Source organism: Rummeliibacillus pycnus, from assembly GCF_002884495.1.
Taxonomy (GTDB): Bacteria; Bacillota; Bacilli; order Bacillales_A; family Planococcaceae; genus Rummeliibacillus; species Rummeliibacillus pycnus.
On record NZ_KZ614145.1, the window covers coordinates 2,809,647 to 2,829,616 of the forward strand.

Here is a 19,970-nt window from a genome sequence, read left to right on the forward strand (position 1 = left end):
TCTTAAGAACTTTTGGTTAAGTCCTCGATCGATTAGTATTCGTCAGCTCCATGTGTCACCACACTTCCACCTCGAACCTATCTACCTTGTCGTCTTCAAGGGATCTTACTTACTTGCGTAATGGGAAATCTCATCTTGAGGGGGGCTTCATGCTTAGATGCTTTCAGCACTTATCCCGTCCACACATAGCTACCCAGCGATGCTCTTGGCAGAACAACTGGTACACCAGCGGTGTGTCCATCCCGGTCCTCTCGTACTAAGGACAGCTCCTCTCAAATTTCCTACGCCCACGACGGATAGGGACCGAACTGTCTCACGACGTTCTGAACCCAGCTCGCGTACCGCTTTAATGGGCGAACAGCCCAACCCTTGGGACCGACTACAGCCCCAGGATGCGATGAGCCGACATCGAGGTGCCAAACCTCCCCGTCGATGTGGACTCTTGGGGGAGATAAGCCTGTTATCCCCGGGGTAGCTTTTATCCGTTGAGCGATGGCCCTTCCATGCGGAACCACCGGATCACTAAGCCCGTCTTTCGACCCTGCTCGACTTGTAGGTCTCGCAGTCAAGCTCCCTTGTGCCTTTACACTCTGCGAATGATTTCCAACCATTCTGAGGGAACCTTTGGGCGCCTCCGTTACTCTTTAGGAGGCGACCGCCCCAGTCAAACTGTCCGCCTGACACTGTCTCCTACCCCGCTTAGGGGTACGGGTTAGAATTTCAATACAGCTGGGGTAGTATCCCAAGGACGCCTCCACCGAAGCTGGCGCTCCGGTCTCTCTGGCTCCTACCTATCCTGTACAAGCTGTACCAAAATTCAATATCAGGCTACAGTAAAGCTCCACGGGGTCTTTCCGTCCTGTCGCGGGTAACCTGCATCTTCACAGGTACTATAATTTCACCGAGTCTCTCGTTGAGACAGTGCCCAGATCGTTACGCCTTTCGTGCGGGTCGGAACTTACCCGACAAGGAATTTCGCTACCTTAGGACCGTTATAGTTACGGCCGCCGTTTACTGGGGCTTCGGTTCTCACCTTCGCTTGCGCTAAGCAATCCCCTTAACCTTCCAGCACCGGGCAGGCGTCAGCCCCTATACGTCACCTTACGGTTTTGCAGAGACCTGTGTTTTTGCTAAACAGTCGCCTGGGCCTATTCACTGCGGCTCTCTCGGGCTTGCACCCTACTAGAGCACCCCTTCTCCCGAAGTTACGGGGTCATTTTGCCGAGTTCCTTAACGAGAGTTCTCTCGCTCACCTTAGGATTCTCTCCTCGACTACCTGTGTCGGTTTGCGGTACGGGCACCTCCTACCTCGCTAGAGGCTTTTCTTGACAGTGTGAAATCAGGAACTTCGCTCATACGAGCTCGCCATCATAGCTCAACGTTATAGAGAGCGGATTTGCCTACTCTCACGTCTTACTATTTAGACGCACATAACCAACAGTGCGCTTACCCTATCCTACTGTGTCCCCCCATTACTCAAATGGTAGGGAGGTGGTACAGGAATATCAACCTGTTATCCATCGCCTACGCCTGTCGGCCTCGGCTTAGGTCCCGACTAACCCTGAGAGGACGAGCCTTCCTCAGGAAACCTTAGTCATTCGGTGGATGGGATTCTCACCCATCTTTCGCTACTCATACCGGCATTCTCACTTCTAAGCGCTCCACCAGTCCTTCCGGTCTGACTTCACAGCACTTAGAACGCTCTCCTACCACAGACATCGTAGATGTCTATCCACAGCTTCGGTGAATTGTTTAGCCCCGATACATTTTCGGCGCAGCGTCACTCGACCAGTGAGCTATTACGCACTCTTTAAATGGTGGCTGCTTCTGAGCCAACATCCTGGTTGTCTAAGCAACGTCACATCCTTTTCCACTTAACAATTACTTTGGGACCTTAGCTGGTGGTCTGGGCTGTTTCCCTTTTGACTACGGATCTTATCACTCGCAGTCTGACTCCCGTGCATAAATCACTGGCATTCGGAGTTTGTCTGAATTCGGTAATCCGGGATGGACCCCTAGTCCAAACAGTGCTCTACCTCCAGGATTCTCTATCACGAGGCTAGCCCTAAAGCTATTTCGGAGAGAACCAGCTATCTCCAAGTTCGATTGGAATTTCTCCGCTACCCACACCTCATCCCCGCACTTTTCAACGTGCGTGGGTTCGGGCCTCCAGTAAGTGTTACCTTACCTTCACCCTGGACATGGGTAGATCACCTGGTTTCGGGTCTACGACCACATACTCATTCGCCCTATTCAGACTCGCTTTCGCTACGGCTCCGTCTTTTCAACTTAACCTTGCATGTAATCGTAACTCGCCGGTTCATTCTACAAAAGGCACGCTATCACCCATTAACGGGCTCTAACTACTTGTAGGCACATGGTTTCAGGATCTCTTTCACTCCCCTCCCGGGGTGCTTTTCACCTTTCCCTCACGGTACTGGTTCACTATCGGTCACTAGAGAGTATTTAGCCTTAGGAGATGGTCCTCCCAGATTCCGACGGAATTTCACGTGTTCCGCCGTACTCAGGATCCACTCTGGAGGGAATGAACTTTTGACTACAGGACTGTTACCTTCTTCGGTAGGTCTTTCCAAACCGCTTCGTCTAATTCATTCCTTTGTAACTCCGTATAGAGTGTCCTACAACCCCAAGAGGCAAGCCTCTTGGTTTGGGCTCTTCCCATTTCGCTCGCCGCTACTAAGGGAATCGAATTTTCTTTCTCTTCCTTCAGGTACTTAGATGTTTCAGTTCCCTGAGTCTGCCATCATGACGCTATGTATTCACGTCAAGATACTGTCCCATTACGAACAGTGGGTTCCCCCATTCGGAAATCTCCGGATCATAGCTTACTTACAGCTCCCCGAAGCATATCGGTGTTAGTGCCGTCCTTCATCGGCTTCTAGTGCCAAGGCATCCGCCATGCGCCCTTAATAACTTAACCTTCAGTTTTCAATACACATCGCATTACGTCGTCAATTTCACTCGTTCAAATCCTCATGCACCAAAGTGCACTCCGGTTTTCACTCACTCATTTCCTAGTACTACTCGTGTCTTGAAACCTTTTACAACTTTCAAGTTATTAAGCCTAAAAAATTTAAAACTTAATATAAAAAAATGTGTTACTTAAGAATTTCTTCAATGTCGTTTTATCCAGTTTTCAAAGAACAAGTTTTGAAAGCGATGAGCCTTCAAAACTGAACAGCAACCGTTAATCTTACAGACCCAAGGTCTGTATTCCGAAATATTCCTTAGAAAGGAGGTGATCCAGCCGCACCTTCCGATACGGCTACCTTGTTACGACTTCACCCCAATCATCTATCCCACCTTCGGCGGCTGGCTCCAAAAGGTTACCTCACCGACTTCGGGTGTTACAAACTCTCGTGGTGTGACGGGCGGTGTGTACAAGGCCCGGGAACGTATTCACCGCGGCATGCTGATCCGCGATTACTAGCGATTCCGGCTTCATGTAGGCGAGTTGCAGCCTACAATCCGAACTGAGAACGGTTTTATGAGATTAGCGTGCTCTCGCGAGTTAGCGACTCTTTGTACCGTCCATTGTAGCACGTGTGTAGCCCAGGTCATAAGGGGCATGATGATTTGACGTCATCCCCACCTTCCTCCGGTTTGTCACCGGCAGTCACCTTAGAGTGCCCAACTAAATGATGGCAACTAAGATTAAGGGTTGCGCTCGTTGCGGGACTTAACCCAACATCTCACGACACGAGCTGACGACAACCATGCACCACCTGTCACCAATGTCCCCGAAGGGAAAACTCTATCTCTAGAGTGGTCACTGGGATGTCAAGACCTGGTAAGGTTCTTCGCGTTGCTTCGAATTAAACCACATGCTCCACCGCTTGTGCGGGCCCCCGTCAATTCCTTTGAGTTTCAACCTTGCGGTCGTACTCCCCAGGCGGAGTGCTTAATGCGTTAGCTGCAGCACTAAGGGGCGGAAACCCCCTAACACTTAGCACTCATCGTTTACGGCATGGACTACCAGGGTATCTAATCCTGTTTGCTCCCCATGCTTTCGCGCCTCAGCGTCAGTTGCAGACCAGAAAGTCGCCTTCGCCACTGGTGTTCCTCCAAATCTCTACGCATTTCACCGCTACACTTGGAATTCCACTTTCCTCTTCTGCACTCAAGTCTCCCAGTTTCCAATGACCCTCCACGGTTAAGCCGTGGGCTTTCACATCAGACTTAAGAAACCGCCTGCGCGCGCTTTACGCCCAATAAATCCGGACAACGCTTGCCACCTACGTATTACCGCGGCTGCTGGCACGTAGTTAGCCGTGGCTTTCTAATAAGGTACCGTCAAGGTACGTTCATTTCCTAACGTACTTGTTCTTCCCTTACAACAGAGTTTTACGATCCGAAAACCTTCATCACTCACGCGGCGTTGCTCCATCAGACTTTCGTCCATTGTGGAAGATTCCCTACTGCTGCCTCCCGTAGGAGTTTGGGCCGTGTCTCAGTCCCAATGTGGCCGATCACCCTCTCAGGTCGGCTATGCATCGTCGCCTTGGTAGGCCGTTACCCCACCAACTAGCTAATGCACCGCGGGCCCATCCTGTAGTGACGCCCGAAAGCGCCTTTCAACATTTCACCATGAGGTGAAATGGATTATCCGGTATTAGCTCCGGTTTCCCGAAGTTATCCCAGTCTACAGGGCAGGTTGCCCACGTGTTACTCACCCGTCCGCCGCTAAATCAGAGGAGCAAGCTCCTCGTCATTCGCTCGACTTGCATGTATTAGGCACGCCGCCAGCGTTCGTCCTGAGCCAGGATCAAACTCTCCATAAAAAAGTAAAGTTTGAAAGCTCATTTGCTTTGCTAGCGTTATCTATTGATAACATTTTGTCCTTGTCACTAACAGAAGTTAGTGATCAAAGTTTATTGATTAACGTTTGCTTGTTCAGTTTTCAAGGTTCATAAAATTATTGGTGGAGCCTAGCGGGATCGAACCGCTGACCTCCTGCGTGCAAGGCAGGCGCTCTCCCAGCTGAGCTAAGGCCCCAATCTTTTATTCAAAATGGTCGGGAAGACAGGATTCGAACCTGCGACCCCTTGGTCCCAAACCAAGTGCTCTACCAAGCTGAGCTACTTCCCGATATGGTGCGCCCAGCAGAAGTCGAATCCACAACCTTCTGATCCGTAGTCAGACGCTCTATCCAGTTGAGCTATGGGCGCATATCGTAATTTTTATAATTTTAATAATTAAAATGGTGCCGAGGACCGGAATCGAACCGGTACGGTTGTCACCAACCGCAGGATTTTAAGTCCTGTGCGTCTGCCAGTTCCGCCACCCCGGCATATTTGGAGCGGAAGACGGGGTTCGAACCCGCGACCCCCACCTTGGCAAGGTGATGTTCTACCACTGAACTACTTCCGCATATGCATGTGTTATTTATTCTGGCAATTTATTATACTTTATATAAATGGTGCGGGTGAAGGGAGTCGAACCCCCACGCCTTGCGGCGCTAGATCCTAAGTCTAGTGCGTCTGCCAATTCCGCCACACCCGCAATATTAAATTAAAATGGTGAGTCATGCAGGATTCGAACCAGCGACCCTCTGATTAAAAGTCAGATGCTCTACCAACTGAGCTAATGACTCATTTTAAAAGAAATATGGTGCCGGCGAAAGGAGTCGAACCCTCGACCTACTGATTACAAGTCAGTTGCTCTACCAACTGAGCTACACCGGCAAGATAAATTATATGGTGGAGGATGACGGGATCGAACCGCCGACCCCCTGCTTGTAAGGCAGGTGCTCTCCCAGCTGAGCTAATCCTCCATATACAAGCCTAGCAACGTCCTACTCTCGCAGGGGGACAGCCCCCAACTACCATCGGCGCTAAAGAGCTTAACTTCTGTGTTCGGCATGGGAACAGGTGTGACCTCTTTGCCATCATTACTAGACTATGTTTTTTTAAAGACAAGAATTATTATATCATATTCTCGTTGAAAGTCAAGAACTTTTTCAAAAAAGTTTTTTATTCTCTCAAAACTGGATAAACGTTATTGAAGTTCTTAAATCAACTTTTGGTTAAGTCCTCGATCGATTAGTATTCGTCAGCTCCATGTGTCACCACACTTCCACCTCGAACCTATCTACCTTGTCGTCTTCAAGGGATCTTACTTACTTGCGTAATGGGAAATCTCATCTTGAGGGGGGCTTCATGCTTAGATGCTTTCAGCACTTATCCCGTCCACACATAGCTACCCAGCGATGCTCTTGGCAGAACAACTGGTACACCAGCGGTGTGTCCATCCCGGTCCTCTCGTACTAAGGACAGCTCCTCTCAAATTTCCTACGCCCACGACGGATAGGGACCGAACTGTCTCACGACGTTCTGAACCCAGCTCGCGTACCGCTTTAATGGGCGAACAGCCCAACCCTTGGGACCGACTACAGCCCCAGGATGCGATGAGCCGACATCGAGGTGCCAAACCTCCCCGTCGATGTGGACTCTTGGGGGAGATAAGCCTGTTATCCCCGGGGTAGCTTTTATCCGTTGAGCGATGGCCCTTCCATGCGGAACCACCGGATCACTAAGCCCGTCTTTCGACCCTGCTCGACTTGTAGGTCTCGCAGTCAAGCTCCCTTGTGCCTTTACACTCTGCGAATGATTTCCAACCATTCTGAGGGAACCTTTGGGCGCCTCCGTTACTCTTTAGGAGGCGACCGCCCCAGTCAAACTGTCCGCCTGACACTGTCTCCTACCCCGCTTAGGGGTACGGGTTAGAATTTCAATACAGCTGGGGTAGTATCCCAAGGACGCCTCCACCGAAGCTGGCGCTCCGGTCTCTCTGGCTCCTACCTATCCTGTACAAGCTGTACCAAAATTCAATATCAGGCTACAGTAAAGCTCCACGGGGTCTTTCCGTCCTGTCGCGGGTAACCTGCATCTTCACAGGTACTATAATTTCACCGAGTCTCTCGTTGAGACAGTGCCCAGATCGTTACGCCTTTCGTGCGGGTCGGAACTTACCCGACAAGGAATTTCGCTACCTTAGGACCGTTATAGTTACGGCCGCCGTTTACTGGGGCTTCGGTTCTCACCTTCGCTTGCGCTAAGCAATCCCCTTAACCTTCCAGCACCGGGCAGGCGTCAGCCCCTATACGTCACCTTACGGTTTTGCAGAGACCTGTGTTTTTGCTAAACAGTCGCCTGGGCCTATTCACTGCGGCTCTCTCGGGCTTGCACCCTACTAGAGCACCCCTTCTCCCGAAGTTACGGGGTCATTTTGCCGAGTTCCTTAACGAGAGTTCTCTCGCTCACCTTAGGATTCTCTCCTCGACTACCTGTGTCGGTTTGCGGTACGGGCACCTCCTACCTCGCTAGAGGCTTTTCTTGACAGTGTGAAATCAGGAACTTCGCTCATACGAGCTCGCCATCATAGCTCAACGTTATAGAGAGCGGATTTGCCTACTCTCACGTCTTACTATTTAGACGCACATAACCAACAGTGCGCTTACCCTATCCTACTGTGTCCCCCCATTACTCAAATGGTAGGGAGGTGGTACAGGAATATCAACCTGTTATCCATCGCCTACGCCTGTCGGCCTCGGCTTAGGTCCCGACTAACCCTGAGAGGACGAGCCTTCCTCAGGAAACCTTAGTCATTCGGTGGATGGGATTCTCACCCATCTTTCGCTACTCATACCGGCATTCTCACTTCTAAGCGCTCCACCAGTCCTTCCGGTCTGACTTCACAGCACTTAGAACGCTCTCCTACCACAGACATCGTAGATGTCTATCCACAGCTTCGGTGAATTGTTTAGCCCCGATACATTTTCGGCGCAGCGTCACTCGACCAGTGAGCTATTACGCACTCTTTAAATGGTGGCTGCTTCTGAGCCAACATCCTGGTTGTCTAAGCAACGTCACATCCTTTTCCACTTAACAATTACTTTGGGACCTTAGCTGGTGGTCTGGGCTGTTTCCCTTTTGACTACGGATCTTATCACTCGCAGTCTGACTCCCGTGCATAAATCACTGGCATTCGGAGTTTGTCTGAATTCGGTAATCCGGGATGGACCCCTAGTCCAAACAGTGCTCTACCTCCAGGATTCTCTATCACGAGGCTAGCCCTAAAGCTATTTCGGAGAGAACCAGCTATCTCCAAGTTCGATTGGAATTTCTCCGCTACCCACACCTCATCCCCGCACTTTTCAACGTGCGTGGGTTCGGGCCTCCAGTAAGTGTTACCTTACCTTCACCCTGGACATGGGTAGATCACCTGGTTTCGGGTCTACGACCACATACTCATTCGCCCTATTCAGACTCGCTTTCGCTACGGCTCCGTCTTTTCAACTTAACCTTGCATGTAATCGTAACTCGCCGGTTCATTCTACAAAAGGCACGCTATCACCCATTAACGGGCTCTAACTACTTGTAGGCACATGGTTTCAGGATCTCTTTCACTCCCCTCCCGGGGTGCTTTTCACCTTTCCCTCACGGTACTGGTTCACTATCGGTCACTAGAGAGTATTTAGCCTTAGGAGATGGTCCTCCCAGATTCCGACGGAATTTCACGTGTTCCGCCGTACTCAGGATCCACTCTGGAGGGAATGAACTTTTGACTACAGGACTGTTACCTTCTTCGGTAGGTCTTTCCAAACCGCTTCGTCTAATTCATTCCTTTGTAACTCCGTATAGAGTGTCCTACAACCCCAAGAGGCAAGCCTCTTGGTTTGGGCTCTTCCCATTTCGCTCGCCGCTACTAAGGGAATCGAATTTTCTTTCTCTTCCTTCAGGTACTTAGATGTTTCAGTTCCCTGAGTCTGCCATCATGACGCTATGTATTCACGTCAAGATACTGTCCCATTACGAACAGTGGGTTCCCCCATTCGGAAATCTCCGGATCATAGCTTACTTACAGCTCCCCGAAGCATATCGGTGTTAGTGCCGTCCTTCATCGGCTTCTAGTGCCAAGGCATCCGCCATGCGCCCTTAATAACTTAACCTTCAGTTTTCAATACACATCGCATTACGTCGTCAATTTCACTCGTTCAAATCCTCATGCACCAAAGTGCACTCCGGTTTTCACTCACTCATTTCCTAGTACTACTCGTGTCTTGAAACCTTTTACAACTTTCAAGTTATTAAGCCTAAAAAATTTAAAACTTAATATAAAAAAATGTGTTACTTAAGAATTTCTTCAATGTCGTTTTATCCAGTTTTCAAAGAACAAGTTTTGAAAGCGATGAGCCTTCAAAACTGAACAGCAACCGTTAATCTTACAGACCCAAGGTCTGTATTCCGAAATATTCCTTAGAAAGGAGGTGATCCAGCCGCACCTTCCGATACGGCTACCTTGTTACGACTTCACCCCAATCATCTATCCCACCTTCGGCGGCTGGCTCCAAAAGGTTACCTCACCGACTTCGGGTGTTACAAACTCTCGTGGTGTGACGGGCGGTGTGTACAAGGCCCGGGAACGTATTCACCGCGGCATGCTGATCCGCGATTACTAGCGATTCCGGCTTCATGTAGGCGAGTTGCAGCCTACAATCCGAACTGAGAACGGTTTTATGAGATTAGCGTGCTCTCGCGAGTTAGCGACTCTTTGTACCGTCCATTGTAGCACGTGTGTAGCCCAGGTCATAAGGGGCATGATGATTTGACGTCATCCCCACCTTCCTCCGGTTTGTCACCGGCAGTCACCTTAGAGTGCCCAACTAAATGATGGCAACTAAGATTAAGGGTTGCGCTCGTTGCGGGACTTAACCCAACATCTCACGACACGAGCTGACGACAACCATGCACCACCTGTCACCAATGTCCCCGAAGGGAAAACTCTATCTCTAGAGTGGTCACTGGGATGTCAAGACCTGGTAAGGTTCTTCGCGTTGCTTCGAATTAAACCACATGCTCCACCGCTTGTGCGGGCCCCCGTCAATTCCTTTGAGTTTCAACCTTGCGGTCGTACTCCCCAGGCGGAGTGCTTAATGCGTTAGCTGCAGCACTAAGGGGCGGAAACCCCCTAACACTTAGCACTCATCGTTTACGGCATGGACTACCAGGGTATCTAATCCTGTTTGCTCCCCATGCTTTCGCGCCTCAGCGTCAGTTGCAGACCAGAAAGTCGCCTTCGCCACTGGTGTTCCTCCAAATCTCTACGCATTTCACCGCTACACTTGGAATTCCACTTTCCTCTTCTGCACTCAAGTCTCCCAGTTTCCAATGACCCTCCACGGTTAAGCCGTGGGCTTTCACATCAGACTTAAGAAACCGCCTGCGCGCGCTTTACGCCCAATAAATCCGGACAACGCTTGCCACCTACGTATTACCGCGGCTGCTGGCACGTAGTTAGCCGTGGCTTTCTAATAAGGTACCGTCAAGGTACGTTCATTTCCTAACGTACTTGTTCTTCCCTTACAACAGAGTTTTACGATCCGAAAACCTTCATCACTCACGCGGCGTTGCTCCATCAGACTTTCGTCCATTGTGGAAGATTCCCTACTGCTGCCTCCCGTAGGAGTTTGGGCCGTGTCTCAGTCCCAATGTGGCCGATCACCCTCTCAGGTCGGCTATGCATCGTCGCCTTGGTAGGCCGTTACCCCACCAACTAGCTAATGCACCGCGGGCCCATCCTGTAGTGACGCCCGAAAGCGCCTTTCAACATTTCACCATGAGGTGAAATGGATTATCCGGTATTAGCTCCGGTTTCCCGAAGTTATCCCAGTCTACAGGGCAGGTTGCCCACGTGTTACTCACCCGTCCGCCGCTAAATCAGAGGAGCAAGCTCCTCGTCATTCGCTCGACTTGCATGTATTAGGCACGCCGCCAGCGTTCGTCCTGAGCCAGGATCAAACTCTCCATAAAAATAAAGTTTGAAAGCTCATTTGCTTTGCTAGCGTTATCTATTGATAACATTTTGTCCTTGTCACTAACAGAAGTTAGTGATCAAAGTTTATTGATTAACGTTTGCTTGTTCAGTTTTCAAGGTTCATGTTTCATCGCTTTTCAGCGACTCATTTATTATATCACAACAACTTTTCGTTGTCAAGAACTTTTTTAAAAAACTTTTAAGTTCTTGTAAATAAATTAATTTCACTTGTTAGCGACTTAAATATTATATCAACTTCAATTTAAAATGTCAACTACTTTTTTATTTGTTTAGTAGTTAACTTTTAAAGAAATTAACAACTTAATTACTATATCACCATATCATTGTATTTACAAGCCTTTTCACTAAAAAATTAAATAAATATTAAATCACTTGTAATTCATTTCTTATGGCTTGTCTTCAATTTTATATAATCCCTCATTATTTTACAAACAAAATATTTTATCGACAAAAAATGGTGTTCTCAGCGTCTGAGAACACCAGAGTAAAGCAACCTGTATATTAGTCACGTGAACGCATTAATGGGAATAATAATACATCACGAATAGATTGAGAGTTTGTTAAAAGCATGATTAAGCGGTCGATACCGATGCCTAAACCACCAGTAGGAGCCATCCCATATTCTAATGCTTCTAAGAAATCTTCATCCATTTCATGTGCTTCATCATTACCTTGTTCTTTTTCACGCATTTGTGCTTCGAAGCGTTCACGTTGATCAATTGGATCATTTAATTCTGTAAATGCATTTGCATGTTCACGACGAACGATAAACAATTCGAATCGGTCTGTGAATCGTGGGTCTTCAGCGTTTTTCTTAGCAAGCGGAGAAATTTCAACTGGATGACCATAAACAAACGTAGGTTGAACTAATGTTTCTTCTACTTTCTGTTCGAAGAATTCATTAATAATATGACCAACTTCCATCGTATCTTTGATATCGATATGGTGTTCACGAGCTAAAGTTTGTGCTTCTTCTTTCGTCATTTCTTTCCAGAAGTCTACTCCTGTAGCCTCTTTTACTGCATCTACCATGTGTAGACGTTTCCAACCTTTAGAAAGATCAATTGTATCTTCACCATATTGAATTTGAGTTGTTCCAAGTACTTCTTGAGCGACATGTCCAAATAAATCTTCAGTAAGGTCCATGATGTCATGGAAGTCTGCATATGCTTCATATAATTCAAGCAATGTGAACTCTGGGTTGTGACGAGTAGACACACCTTCGTTACGGAATACACGGCCGATTTCATATACTTTTTCAAGTCCACCTACGATTAAGCGTTTTAAGTATAGTTCAATGGCAATACGCATAAACATGGTTGCATCCAAAGCATTATGGTGTGTAACAAATGGACGGGCTGCTGCACCACCAGCTACAGAGTTTAGCATTGGTGTTTCTACTTCTAAGTAACCTTTGTTATCTAAGAAGTTACGGATAGAACGGATGATTTGACTACGAGTAATGAAAGTTTTTTTGCTATCATCATTTGTAATCAAATCAAGGTAGCGTTGACGGTAACGTTGCTCTACATCTTGTAAACCATGGAATTTCTCTGGTAGTGGACGTAAAGATTTTGATAAGAAAGTGAACTCAAGTGCTTTTACAGTTAATTCGCCCACATGTGTTTTGAAAACTGTGCCTTTAATACCTACGATATCACCAAGATCTGCATGTTTGAAAATATCATAGGCCTCTTCACCAATAGCATCTTTTCGTACATAAATTTGAATTTGACCACCTAAGTCTTGAATGTTCGCAAAACCAACTTTACCCTTACTACGTTTAGTCATAATACGACCAGCAATTACGACTTGTTCAGCATTTTCATTTTCTTCTAGTTCTTCTTTTGAAAAATTAGCATATTGTTCTTTTAATTCGTTTGATAAATGTGTGCGTTCAAAGCGTTGACCGAATGGGTCTAAGCCTTTTTCTTTTATAGAATCCATTTTTTGGCGTCTCACCAAAAGTTGGTCATTTAATTCTTCTGCCACGATTTTCACTCCTTATATTTGTTCCGCTAAGCAGTCCATAATGTATTTATTGTACACAATTTTCACTAACGATTCACGTCTTTCTACTCATTTTCCCCTTTAAAACTAACACAACATGTGACAAAGAGGGAAAAAGTCGCCACTATTTTAGGGCGACTTTTGATGACGAGAAAGTTTTTTAGCCAATTTGAATAGATTGATGAGTTGCTTCAGCTTCTTCAATTTCATTAACTAGCTCATTTAGAATTGTACGTAACTCTAAAGCAGTTTCAGCTTGGTTGATAAGGTTACGAGCCTTACCATTACCACGAACACCTTTTAAGTACCACGAAGCATGTTTTCGCATTTCACGTACTGCAATTTTTTCTCCTTTTAAAGACATTAATCGTTCAAAATGCAGTAAGCAAACATCGATTTTTTCACGAATCGGCGGCTCTGGCATTAATCTACCTGATTGTAAGTATTCTACAGTACGATAAATCATCCAAGGATTCCCTAGTGCTGCACGTCCAATCATGACACCATCCGCTCCAGTGTATTCAAGCAAACGTTTGGCGTCTTCTGGTGTTTCAACGTCACCATTACCGATGAATGGAATATTAATATTCTCTTTTACTTCTTTTAGAATATCCCAGTTTGCCTTTCCTTCATACATTTGAAGTCGAGTACGGCCATGCATTGCAATAGCAGATGCTCCTGCACGTTCTGCAGCTTGTGCATTTTTTACTGCATAGATATGGTCTTCGTCCCAACCAATACGCATTTTACAGCTCACTGGCTTATCTACAGCATCTACTACTGCAGAAACCATTTCATAAATTTTATTAGGATCTAAAAGCCATTTAGCCCCTGCTTCACATTTAATAATTTTATTGACTGGGCAACCCATATTGATATCGATAATATCTGCTGTAGTGTATTTATCTACATATTGAGCTGCTTCAACAAGGGTTTCTTTGTCTCCTCCAAAAATTTGAAGTGAAAGTGGATTTTCACGTTCATCAATATAAAGCATATTCATGGTTTTACTATTACGTTGAACAATTCCTTTATCAGAAATCATTTCTGCATATACTAGACCCGCTCCAAATTCTTTAACAGTTAGACGGAATGCAGAGTTACAAACTCCAGCCATAGGTGCAAGTACAACCCGGTTATCCATGACAATATCGCCAATTTTAAACGGTTTCTCTTGTATTTCAGTCACCGTTTTTCCTCCTTTAATGCGTGAAGTTCATGCTTCACCTTTAATTCGTTTAGATCTATTTCAAAATTATTTACGGTAATTTGTAGCTCTTCGTCAGTTACCTGGCGTTCTTCTGTTCGATTTCCCCAAAATGGAATGGTGTATTTCGGTTTAATGAATTCGGCTTGTTATTCATTCCTCTTCACTTTCTGAATACACAAATTCTGAGACCCTAGCAATTGATTTCCATAGTCTAACTCCCTTATTTCCTACTCTCCTCAGCATTGTCTTTAATGCTTCGTCAGTTAAAGGGTACTTCAGCTCTGGAGCAATTTCTACTAAAGGTACGAGAACAAATGCACGTTCATGCATACGAGCATGAGGTACGATTAGTGTCTCTGTTTCAATATTGTCATGATTATAAAGCAAAATGTCAAGGTCTATCGTTCGCGGACCCCAATGAATAACTCGAATTCTTTTTAACTCACGCTCTATATCTTGACATACTTCAAGCATTCGTTGAGCTGTTAATGTAGTATGCACTAGTATTACCATATTCAAAAATACATCTTGATCTGTATAACCAACCGGATCTGTTTCATAAATAGAAGAAAGTTTAATGACTTCGACTTCTTGGTGTTCTTGCAAAAGTTGCACGGCATGACGTAAAGTTTCTTCTTTATCTCCCATATTAGATCCTAATGAGATATAGACTTCATTCATGCAAACACTCCTCTAGTAATTTCTACAGATACTTCCCTATAGTGACCAGGGATTGGCGGATCTGGCTTAATAATTTCAACACGAACTCCTTTGACTGCAGATGGATATGTTTCAGAAACTACCGTTGCAATTTTTTCTGCAACTGCTTCTATTAGCTTATAAGGTTTCCCCTCTACAACTTCTTTGCAAAGTTCATACACTTCCGCATAGCTAACTGTATTAGTTAATTCATCGGTTTTACCCGCATGCTCTAAATCTGTCGCGATAGATAGTGTAACACGAAATCGTTGACCTAGCTTTGTTTCTTCTAGCAGTACGCCATGGTAGCCATAAAACTCCATATCTTTAATATGAATATAATCCATTATGTGCCTCCTAAAGATGAACTTCATCGTTCTTGATACTTTATCACAGAACAGATGCTCTTAGTTTCATTTATTTTAATGCATCCATCATTTTCATCATCCTTGCTATCGGTTTCACATCATGTACACGTACCATGTGACAACCCTTGTCTACCCCATAGCAACAAGTAGCTCCAGTACCTTCCATACGTTCATTTACAGGTAGGGCAAGCACTGTTCCAATCATACGTTTACGAGATGTCGCTAATAATACTGGATAGCCCATTTCCACAAGTTTTGGTAATGCTCTCATCATTTCAATATTTTGCTCATGTGATTTTGCAAAGCCAATACCTGGGTCCAACCAAATGTATTCATCCTTTACACCAGCTTTAAAAGCAATATCGATGCTTTTTTCTAAATCTTTCTTAGCATCTTCCCAAAAATCTTTTCCATAATCTTCACTCGTACGATTATGCATTAAAATGATTGGTACATTATATTCTGCAGCAACTTTAGCAATATCCGGGTCATATTGAGCTCCCCAAATATCGTTGATAATATGTGCTCCTGCCTCAATAGCAGCACGTGCAACTTCTGATTTAAACGTATCTACTGAGAGTAATACGTCCACTTCTTCCCGAATAGCTTTTATGACTGGAATAATACGAGAAAGTTCTTCTTCTGCCGAAACTGGTGTATGGCCTGGTCGAGTAGACTCACCGCCGATATCAATAATTTTTGCACCATCAGCAACCATTTCTTTAGCATGCTTCACCGCATTTTCAACAGAGTTAAACTTGCCTCCATCTGAAAATGAATCTGGTGTTACATTTAAAATTCCCATAACAAATGTTTCATTTGCAAAATCGAGTTCATGACCATCAATAGTTACTATTTTATATTTATCAAGATTCATTCTTCTACCCCTCTTCAATAGACGCAATGTACATGTTATGTAGATTGCGATAGATTACCCCTTTATTACCTAAAAAGCATTTTTCACCAAGCCCTCGAATTGGAATCAATTCTTGAATGGATGTTGTTACAAAACATTCCGCTGCTTTCTCCAAATCTTGTGGTGTGTACTTTCCCACGTGAATATTGAGGCCAGCTTTATTGGCCAAATTTAATACATGTTGGCGAGTAATACCTGGTAATATTCCCGTTGAAAGAGATGGAGTGTATAATTCATTTTCTATTACCCAGAAAATATTCGAAGTAATACCTTCAGCCACATATCCATCTGCATTGATAAAGAATCCCTCTACATCTTTTAAGGAAGGTAATTCAAAACGAGCCCGTATATTATTTGCATAATGATGAGACTTGTAACGAATGGGTTGCTCTGGCGAATTACGTATTGTATTTAGCCATACTGCATTTTTTTCTTGTCCTCTTGGAACTACGGGAAGTTCTTTACGAAAAATAATAACATTAGGATTTAAATAATTGGTTATGTTTAAACCAAGTCCACCTTCACCAGCGGAAATATTCAATCGAAAATAGCCATCTGTCTGACCATTTCGTCTATTTAGTTCCATTATAACATTCCGTAATTCTTCAAAAGTGTAGTTCATCTCAATCCGATATTCTTCTAAAGCACCTTGTATACGTTCGCAATGCTCGTCCCATAGGAAAGGCACATCATTATATGTACGAAACGTCTCAAAAAAACCTAACCCATATAAGTATCCGTGATCTGTTGGAGAAACAGAAAGTTCCATACTCTCAACATATTTTCCATTCATCCAACAAATCAATGCACTCGCTCCTTACAATACGTATCGATAAAGTTTTTCAACAACTTTTTACCGTCTTGGGTCATGATCGATTCAGGGTGAAATTGGACACCTTCAACCGTTAATTCTTTATGACGTATCCCCATAATTTCCCCTTCTTCTGTCCAGGAAGTTATTTCAAGACAATCTGGGAGGGTTTCCCTCTCAACTATTAACGAATGATATCTTGTGGCAATATACGGAAGTGATAGACCCTTATTAACCCCTTTACCATCGTGGTGTATCGGTGAGGTTTTACCATGCATTAATCGTTTAGCACGTATAACCTTTCCTCCAAACACTTGCGCAATCGCTTGATGTCCTAAACATACACCAAATATAGGAATTTTACCTGCAAAGTACTCAATGACCTTAAGACTAATTCCAGCTTCATTGGGGCTACAAGGCCCTGGTGACACGACAATTATTTCAGGCATTAGTTCTTCTATCTCTCCAATAGAAATTGCATCATTACGCTTTACAAGTAATTGCTCACCCAGCTCTCCAAAATATTGAACTAAGTTGTATGTAAAGGAATCATAATTATCGATCATTAAAATCATAGTTCTTTTACTCCTTCTGCCATTGTTTTCGCCTGCCATAATGCTTTTGCTTTATTAAGTGATTCTATATATTCACGCTCAGGTACTGAATCAATAACAACACCTGCTCCAGCTTGAATATAAGCTACTCCATCCTTAATAAAGGAAGTACGAATGACAATATTAAGCTCGATGTCTCCGTTAAAGCCCATCCAACCAATTGAACCTGTATACAGACCACGGCGGACAGGTTCTAATTCCTCAATAATTTCCATCGTGCGAATTTTAGGAGCTCCTGTAATTGTTCCTCCAGGGAAAACTGCACGAATAATATCTGTATTACTGTAATCCTTAGATACTTTTCCTCGTACATTGGACACGATATGCATAACATGGGAGTACTTTTCAATAACCATAAATTCATCAACATGAACCGTACCATATTCAGAAACACGCCCCAAATCATTACGTTCTAAATCTACAAGCATGACATGTTCGGCACGTTCCTTTTCATGATGTATTAATTCGTTAGCAAGCGCTAAATCTTCATCATCATTTTCACCACGTGGTCGCGTCCCTGCAATTGGACGAGTTGATAAATTTTCTCCATATTTCTGAATCAATAACTCTGGTGACCCTGATACAATAGCAAAGTCAGATGATGAAATATACGCCATATAAGGAGATGGGTTAAATTTACGAAGTGCCTCGTACATTATTATAGGTTCTACTTCGAATTTTTTAGCCTGACGAACAGATAAGTTAACTTGGAATACATCACCCTGTGCAATATAATGTTGAATTTTTTCAACAGCACTTTTGAACTCCCCGCTTGTCATGGAAACTTTGCGAGAATGGTCATTCTCTACTACCTGGGCGCTTGTATCATCAAAATAATTCTTTGAATGTTCTGTTTTCCAACTATTTGCCAGTTTTTCAACATCTACATTACTCGTTGATAACTTCATGACTGTCGCTTTTTCACTCTCAACATCCAGGACTGTCCAACAATCCACGATATAAAAATAAATATCTGGTACTTGCAGGTCATCTTTAGCAATAGCTGGTAGGGTTTCAATTCGCCGTACATAATCGTATGCAATAAAACCAATCGCTCCTCCATAAAATGAATCGCTAGGAGTATTTATTTTATATTGTAAAAGTAATTGATCCAATAGTTGCAACGGTTCTCCAATTCGTTGTTCCGTCTTACCATCTCGCCAATTAATTTGTAAACCATTTTCTGTAGATTGGACAATTGCAAGCGGATTCCAAGCAGCAATTGTTTTAGTTCCGCCCCTTCCGCTTTCTAAAAATACACTATGTGTTTCATTTTCTACTTTCTTTTTATAACGATTAAAAAAATTATCTTTTTGTATTGAAAAAGGCTTAGACTTAACTAATTGAACGTTCAATTGAAAACCTCCGTTGTAATCTATGTCTTTCTAATTCTGCTTTCAGTATAACAACACCTATGTATTTAGCAAAATAATAATAAAAAAAGAGCACCTAATGATTAGGCACTCTGTTTGACCTTGTAGATTATTTTGATTAATCTTCGTAGCGATATAATGGTGTACTTAAGTAACGTTCACCATTATCAGGAAGAATAGCTAGAACGTTTTTACCTTTACCAAGGCGTTTTGCAGTTTCAATTGCTGCATACATTGCTGCACCTGCAGAAATACCACCAAGAATACCTTCTTCTCTTGCTACTTTGCGAGAAGTTTCGAAAGCATCATCGTTCTCAACAGGGAAAATTGAAGTGATTACTTCTGGTTTTAATACTTCTGGTACGAAGCCAGCACCAATACCTTGGATTTTATGTGGACCCGGTTTACCACCAGATAAGACTGGAGAATCTTTTGGTTCTACTGCAATAATTTCGATTTCTGGGAATTTCCCTTTTAATGCTTCTCCAGAACCAGTTACTGTACCACCTGTACCAACACCCGAAACAAACGCATCTAATGAAAGACCTGCTTCTTCAAATGCAGAAATGATTTCTGGACCAGTTGTTTCGCGGTGAACTACTGCGTTTACAGGGTTTTCAAATTGTTGTGGTAAGAACCAACCGTTTTCTTTTGAAAGTTCTTCTGCTTTTGCAATAGCACCTTTCATACCTTCTGCCCCAGGAGTAAGAATTAACTCTGCACCATAAGCACGAAGTAAATTACGACGTTCCATACTCATTGTATCAGGCATTACAATAACTGCTTTGTATCCTTTTGCAGCTGCTACCATTGCAAGGCCAATACCTGTGTTACCACTTGTTGGTTCAATTAATGTGCTACCTTCTTTTAATAAGCCATCTTTTTCTGCTTTATTAATCATTGCATATGCTAAACGGTCTTTAACACTACTACCTGGGTTAAAGTATTCAACTTTTACATATACATCCGCATCATTTGGGCCTGTTACATTATTTAATTTAACAATTGGTGTATTTCCGATTAAATCTACTACTGAATTAACTAATTTACTCATATTCTACTCCACTCCTAATCCCTAGTATTTTAATAGGTTTTGTTAATTTGATTTTACA

General features: G+C 44.1%; 9 protein-coding genes, 9 tRNA genes and 5 rRNA genes. All 23 read right to left on the bottom strand.

All coding sequences use genetic code 11. The features are described from left to right. Positions 1-12: 12 nt before the first annotated feature. A 23S ribosomal RNA gene (locus CEF14_RS13625) occupies positions 13-2,941 on the bottom strand. A 311-nt stretch (positions 2,942-3,252) separates the two neighbouring features. Beyond that, positions 3,253-4,802: ribosomal RNA gene (locus CEF14_RS13630) — 16S ribosomal RNA — on the bottom strand. A 138-nt stretch (positions 4,803-4,940) separates the two neighbouring features. Further along, positions 4,941-5,016: transfer RNA gene (locus CEF14_RS13635), tRNA-Ala, on the bottom strand. Positions 5,017-5,032: 16 nt separating this feature from the next. Then, positions 5,033-5,109 (bottom strand) — tRNA-Pro (locus CEF14_RS13640). 3 nt (positions 5,110-5,112) lie between these two features. Beyond that, positions 5,113-5,189 (bottom strand) — tRNA-Arg (locus CEF14_RS13645). A gap of 33 nt (positions 5,190-5,222) precedes the next feature. Further along, positions 5,223-5,311: transfer RNA gene (locus CEF14_RS13650), tRNA-Leu, on the bottom strand. Between the two features lie 5 nt (positions 5,312-5,316). Continuing rightward, positions 5,317-5,391: transfer RNA gene (locus tag CEF14_RS13655), tRNA-Gly, on the bottom strand. A 47-nt stretch (positions 5,392-5,438) separates the two neighbouring features. Next, positions 5,439-5,523: transfer RNA gene (locus tag CEF14_RS13660), tRNA-Leu, on the bottom strand. A 15-nt stretch (positions 5,524-5,538) separates the two neighbouring features. Beyond that, positions 5,539-5,614, bottom strand: a tRNA-Lys gene (locus CEF14_RS13665). Positions 5,615-5,629: 15 nt separating this feature from the next. Then, positions 5,630-5,705: transfer RNA gene (locus CEF14_RS13670), tRNA-Thr, on the bottom strand. Positions 5,706-5,718: 13 nt separating this feature from the next. After that, positions 5,719-5,794 (bottom strand) — tRNA-Val (locus tag CEF14_RS13675). A gap of 8 nt (positions 5,795-5,802) precedes the next feature. Next, positions 5,803-5,919: ribosomal RNA gene (gene rrf / locus CEF14_RS13680) — 5S ribosomal RNA — on the bottom strand. Positions 5,920-6,042: 123 nt separating this feature from the next. Then, positions 6,043-8,971: ribosomal RNA gene (locus tag CEF14_RS13685) — 23S ribosomal RNA — on the bottom strand. A 311-nt stretch (positions 8,972-9,282) separates the two neighbouring features. Further along, positions 9,283-10,832: ribosomal RNA gene (locus CEF14_RS13690) — 16S ribosomal RNA — on the bottom strand. Together the 16S, 23S and 5S rRNA genes with 9 tRNA genes alongside form the textbook arrangement of a ribosomal RNA operon. 526 nt (positions 10,833-11,358) lie before the next feature. Beyond that, a complete protein-coding gene (lysS, locus tag CEF14_RS13695; RefSeq protein WP_102693352.1) occupies positions 11,359-12,849 on the bottom strand; it encodes a lysine--tRNA ligase in 1,491 nt (496 codons plus the stop codon). Positions 12,850-13,027: 178 nt separating this feature from the next. Then, a complete protein-coding gene (gene dusB / locus CEF14_RS13700; protein WP_102693353.1) occupies positions 13,028-14,056 on the bottom strand; it encodes a tRNA dihydrouridine synthase DusB in 1,029 nt (342 codons plus the stop codon). A 171-nt stretch (positions 14,057-14,227) separates the two neighbouring features. After that, complete coding sequence (folK, locus tag CEF14_RS13705) at positions 14,228-14,758, bottom strand: 2-amino-4-hydroxy-6-hydroxymethyldihydropteridine diphosphokinase (protein ID WP_102693354.1); 531 nt, start codon at positions 14,756-14,758, stop codon at positions 14,228-14,230. Continuing rightward, positions 14,755-15,123: a dihydroneopterin aldolase gene (folB, locus tag CEF14_RS13710; RefSeq protein WP_102693355.1), complete on the bottom strand. Its 369-nt coding sequence runs from the start codon at positions 15,121-15,123 to the stop codon at positions 14,755-14,757. The genes folK and folB overlap by 4 nt, the downstream gene beginning before the upstream one ends. 70 nt (positions 15,124-15,193) lie before the next feature. Beyond that, complete coding sequence (gene folP / locus CEF14_RS13715; protein WP_102693356.1) at positions 15,194-16,021, bottom strand: dihydropteroate synthase; 828 nt, start codon at positions 16,019-16,021, stop codon at positions 15,194-15,196. Positions 16,022-16,025: 4 nt separating this feature from the next. Beyond that, entirely contained in the window at positions 16,026-16,865 is an 840-nt protein-coding gene (pabC, locus tag CEF14_RS13720; protein ID WP_102693357.1) for an aminodeoxychorismate lyase, read from the bottom strand. After that, a complete protein-coding gene (pabA, locus tag CEF14_RS13725) occupies positions 16,862-17,446 on the bottom strand; it encodes an aminodeoxychorismate/anthranilate synthase component II (RefSeq protein WP_102693358.1) in 585 nt (194 codons plus the stop codon). Before pabA ends, pabC begins: the two co-directional genes overlap by 4 nt. Further along, the gene (locus CEF14_RS13730) at positions 17,443-18,840 is read right to left on the bottom strand and encodes an anthranilate synthase component I family protein (RefSeq protein WP_102693359.1); all 1,398 of its coding nucleotides are present in this window, start codon (positions 18,838-18,840) and stop codon (positions 17,443-17,445) included. The genes pabA and CEF14_RS13730 overlap by 4 nt, the downstream gene beginning before the upstream one ends. A 136-nt stretch (positions 18,841-18,976) precedes the next feature. Next, entirely contained in the window at positions 18,977-19,912 is a 936-nt protein-coding gene (cysK, locus tag CEF14_RS13735) for a cysteine synthase A (protein ID WP_102693360.1), read from the bottom strand. Positions 19,913-19,970 lie beyond the last annotated feature (58 nt).

What these genes read in the sequence shown, in the direction of transcription:
- folK (WP_102693354.1), bottom strand. Translation starts at nt 14,758, where the DNA reads ATGAATGAAGTCTATATCTCATTAGGATCTAATATGGGAGATAAAGAA.
- folB (WP_102693355.1), bottom strand. Translation starts at nt 15,123, where the DNA reads ATGGATTATATTCATATTAAAGATATGGAGTTTTATGGCTACCATGGC.
- folP (WP_102693356.1), bottom strand. Translation starts at nt 16,021, where the DNA reads ATGAATCTTGATAAATATAAAATAGTAACTATTGATGGTCATGAACTC.
- pabA (WP_102693358.1), bottom strand. Translation starts at nt 17,446, where the DNA reads ATGATTTTAATGATCGATAATTATGATTCCTTTACATACAACTTAGTT.
- cysK (WP_102693360.1), bottom strand. Translation starts at nt 19,912, where the DNA reads ATGAGTAAATTAGTTAATTCAGTAGTAGATTTAATCGGAAATACACCA.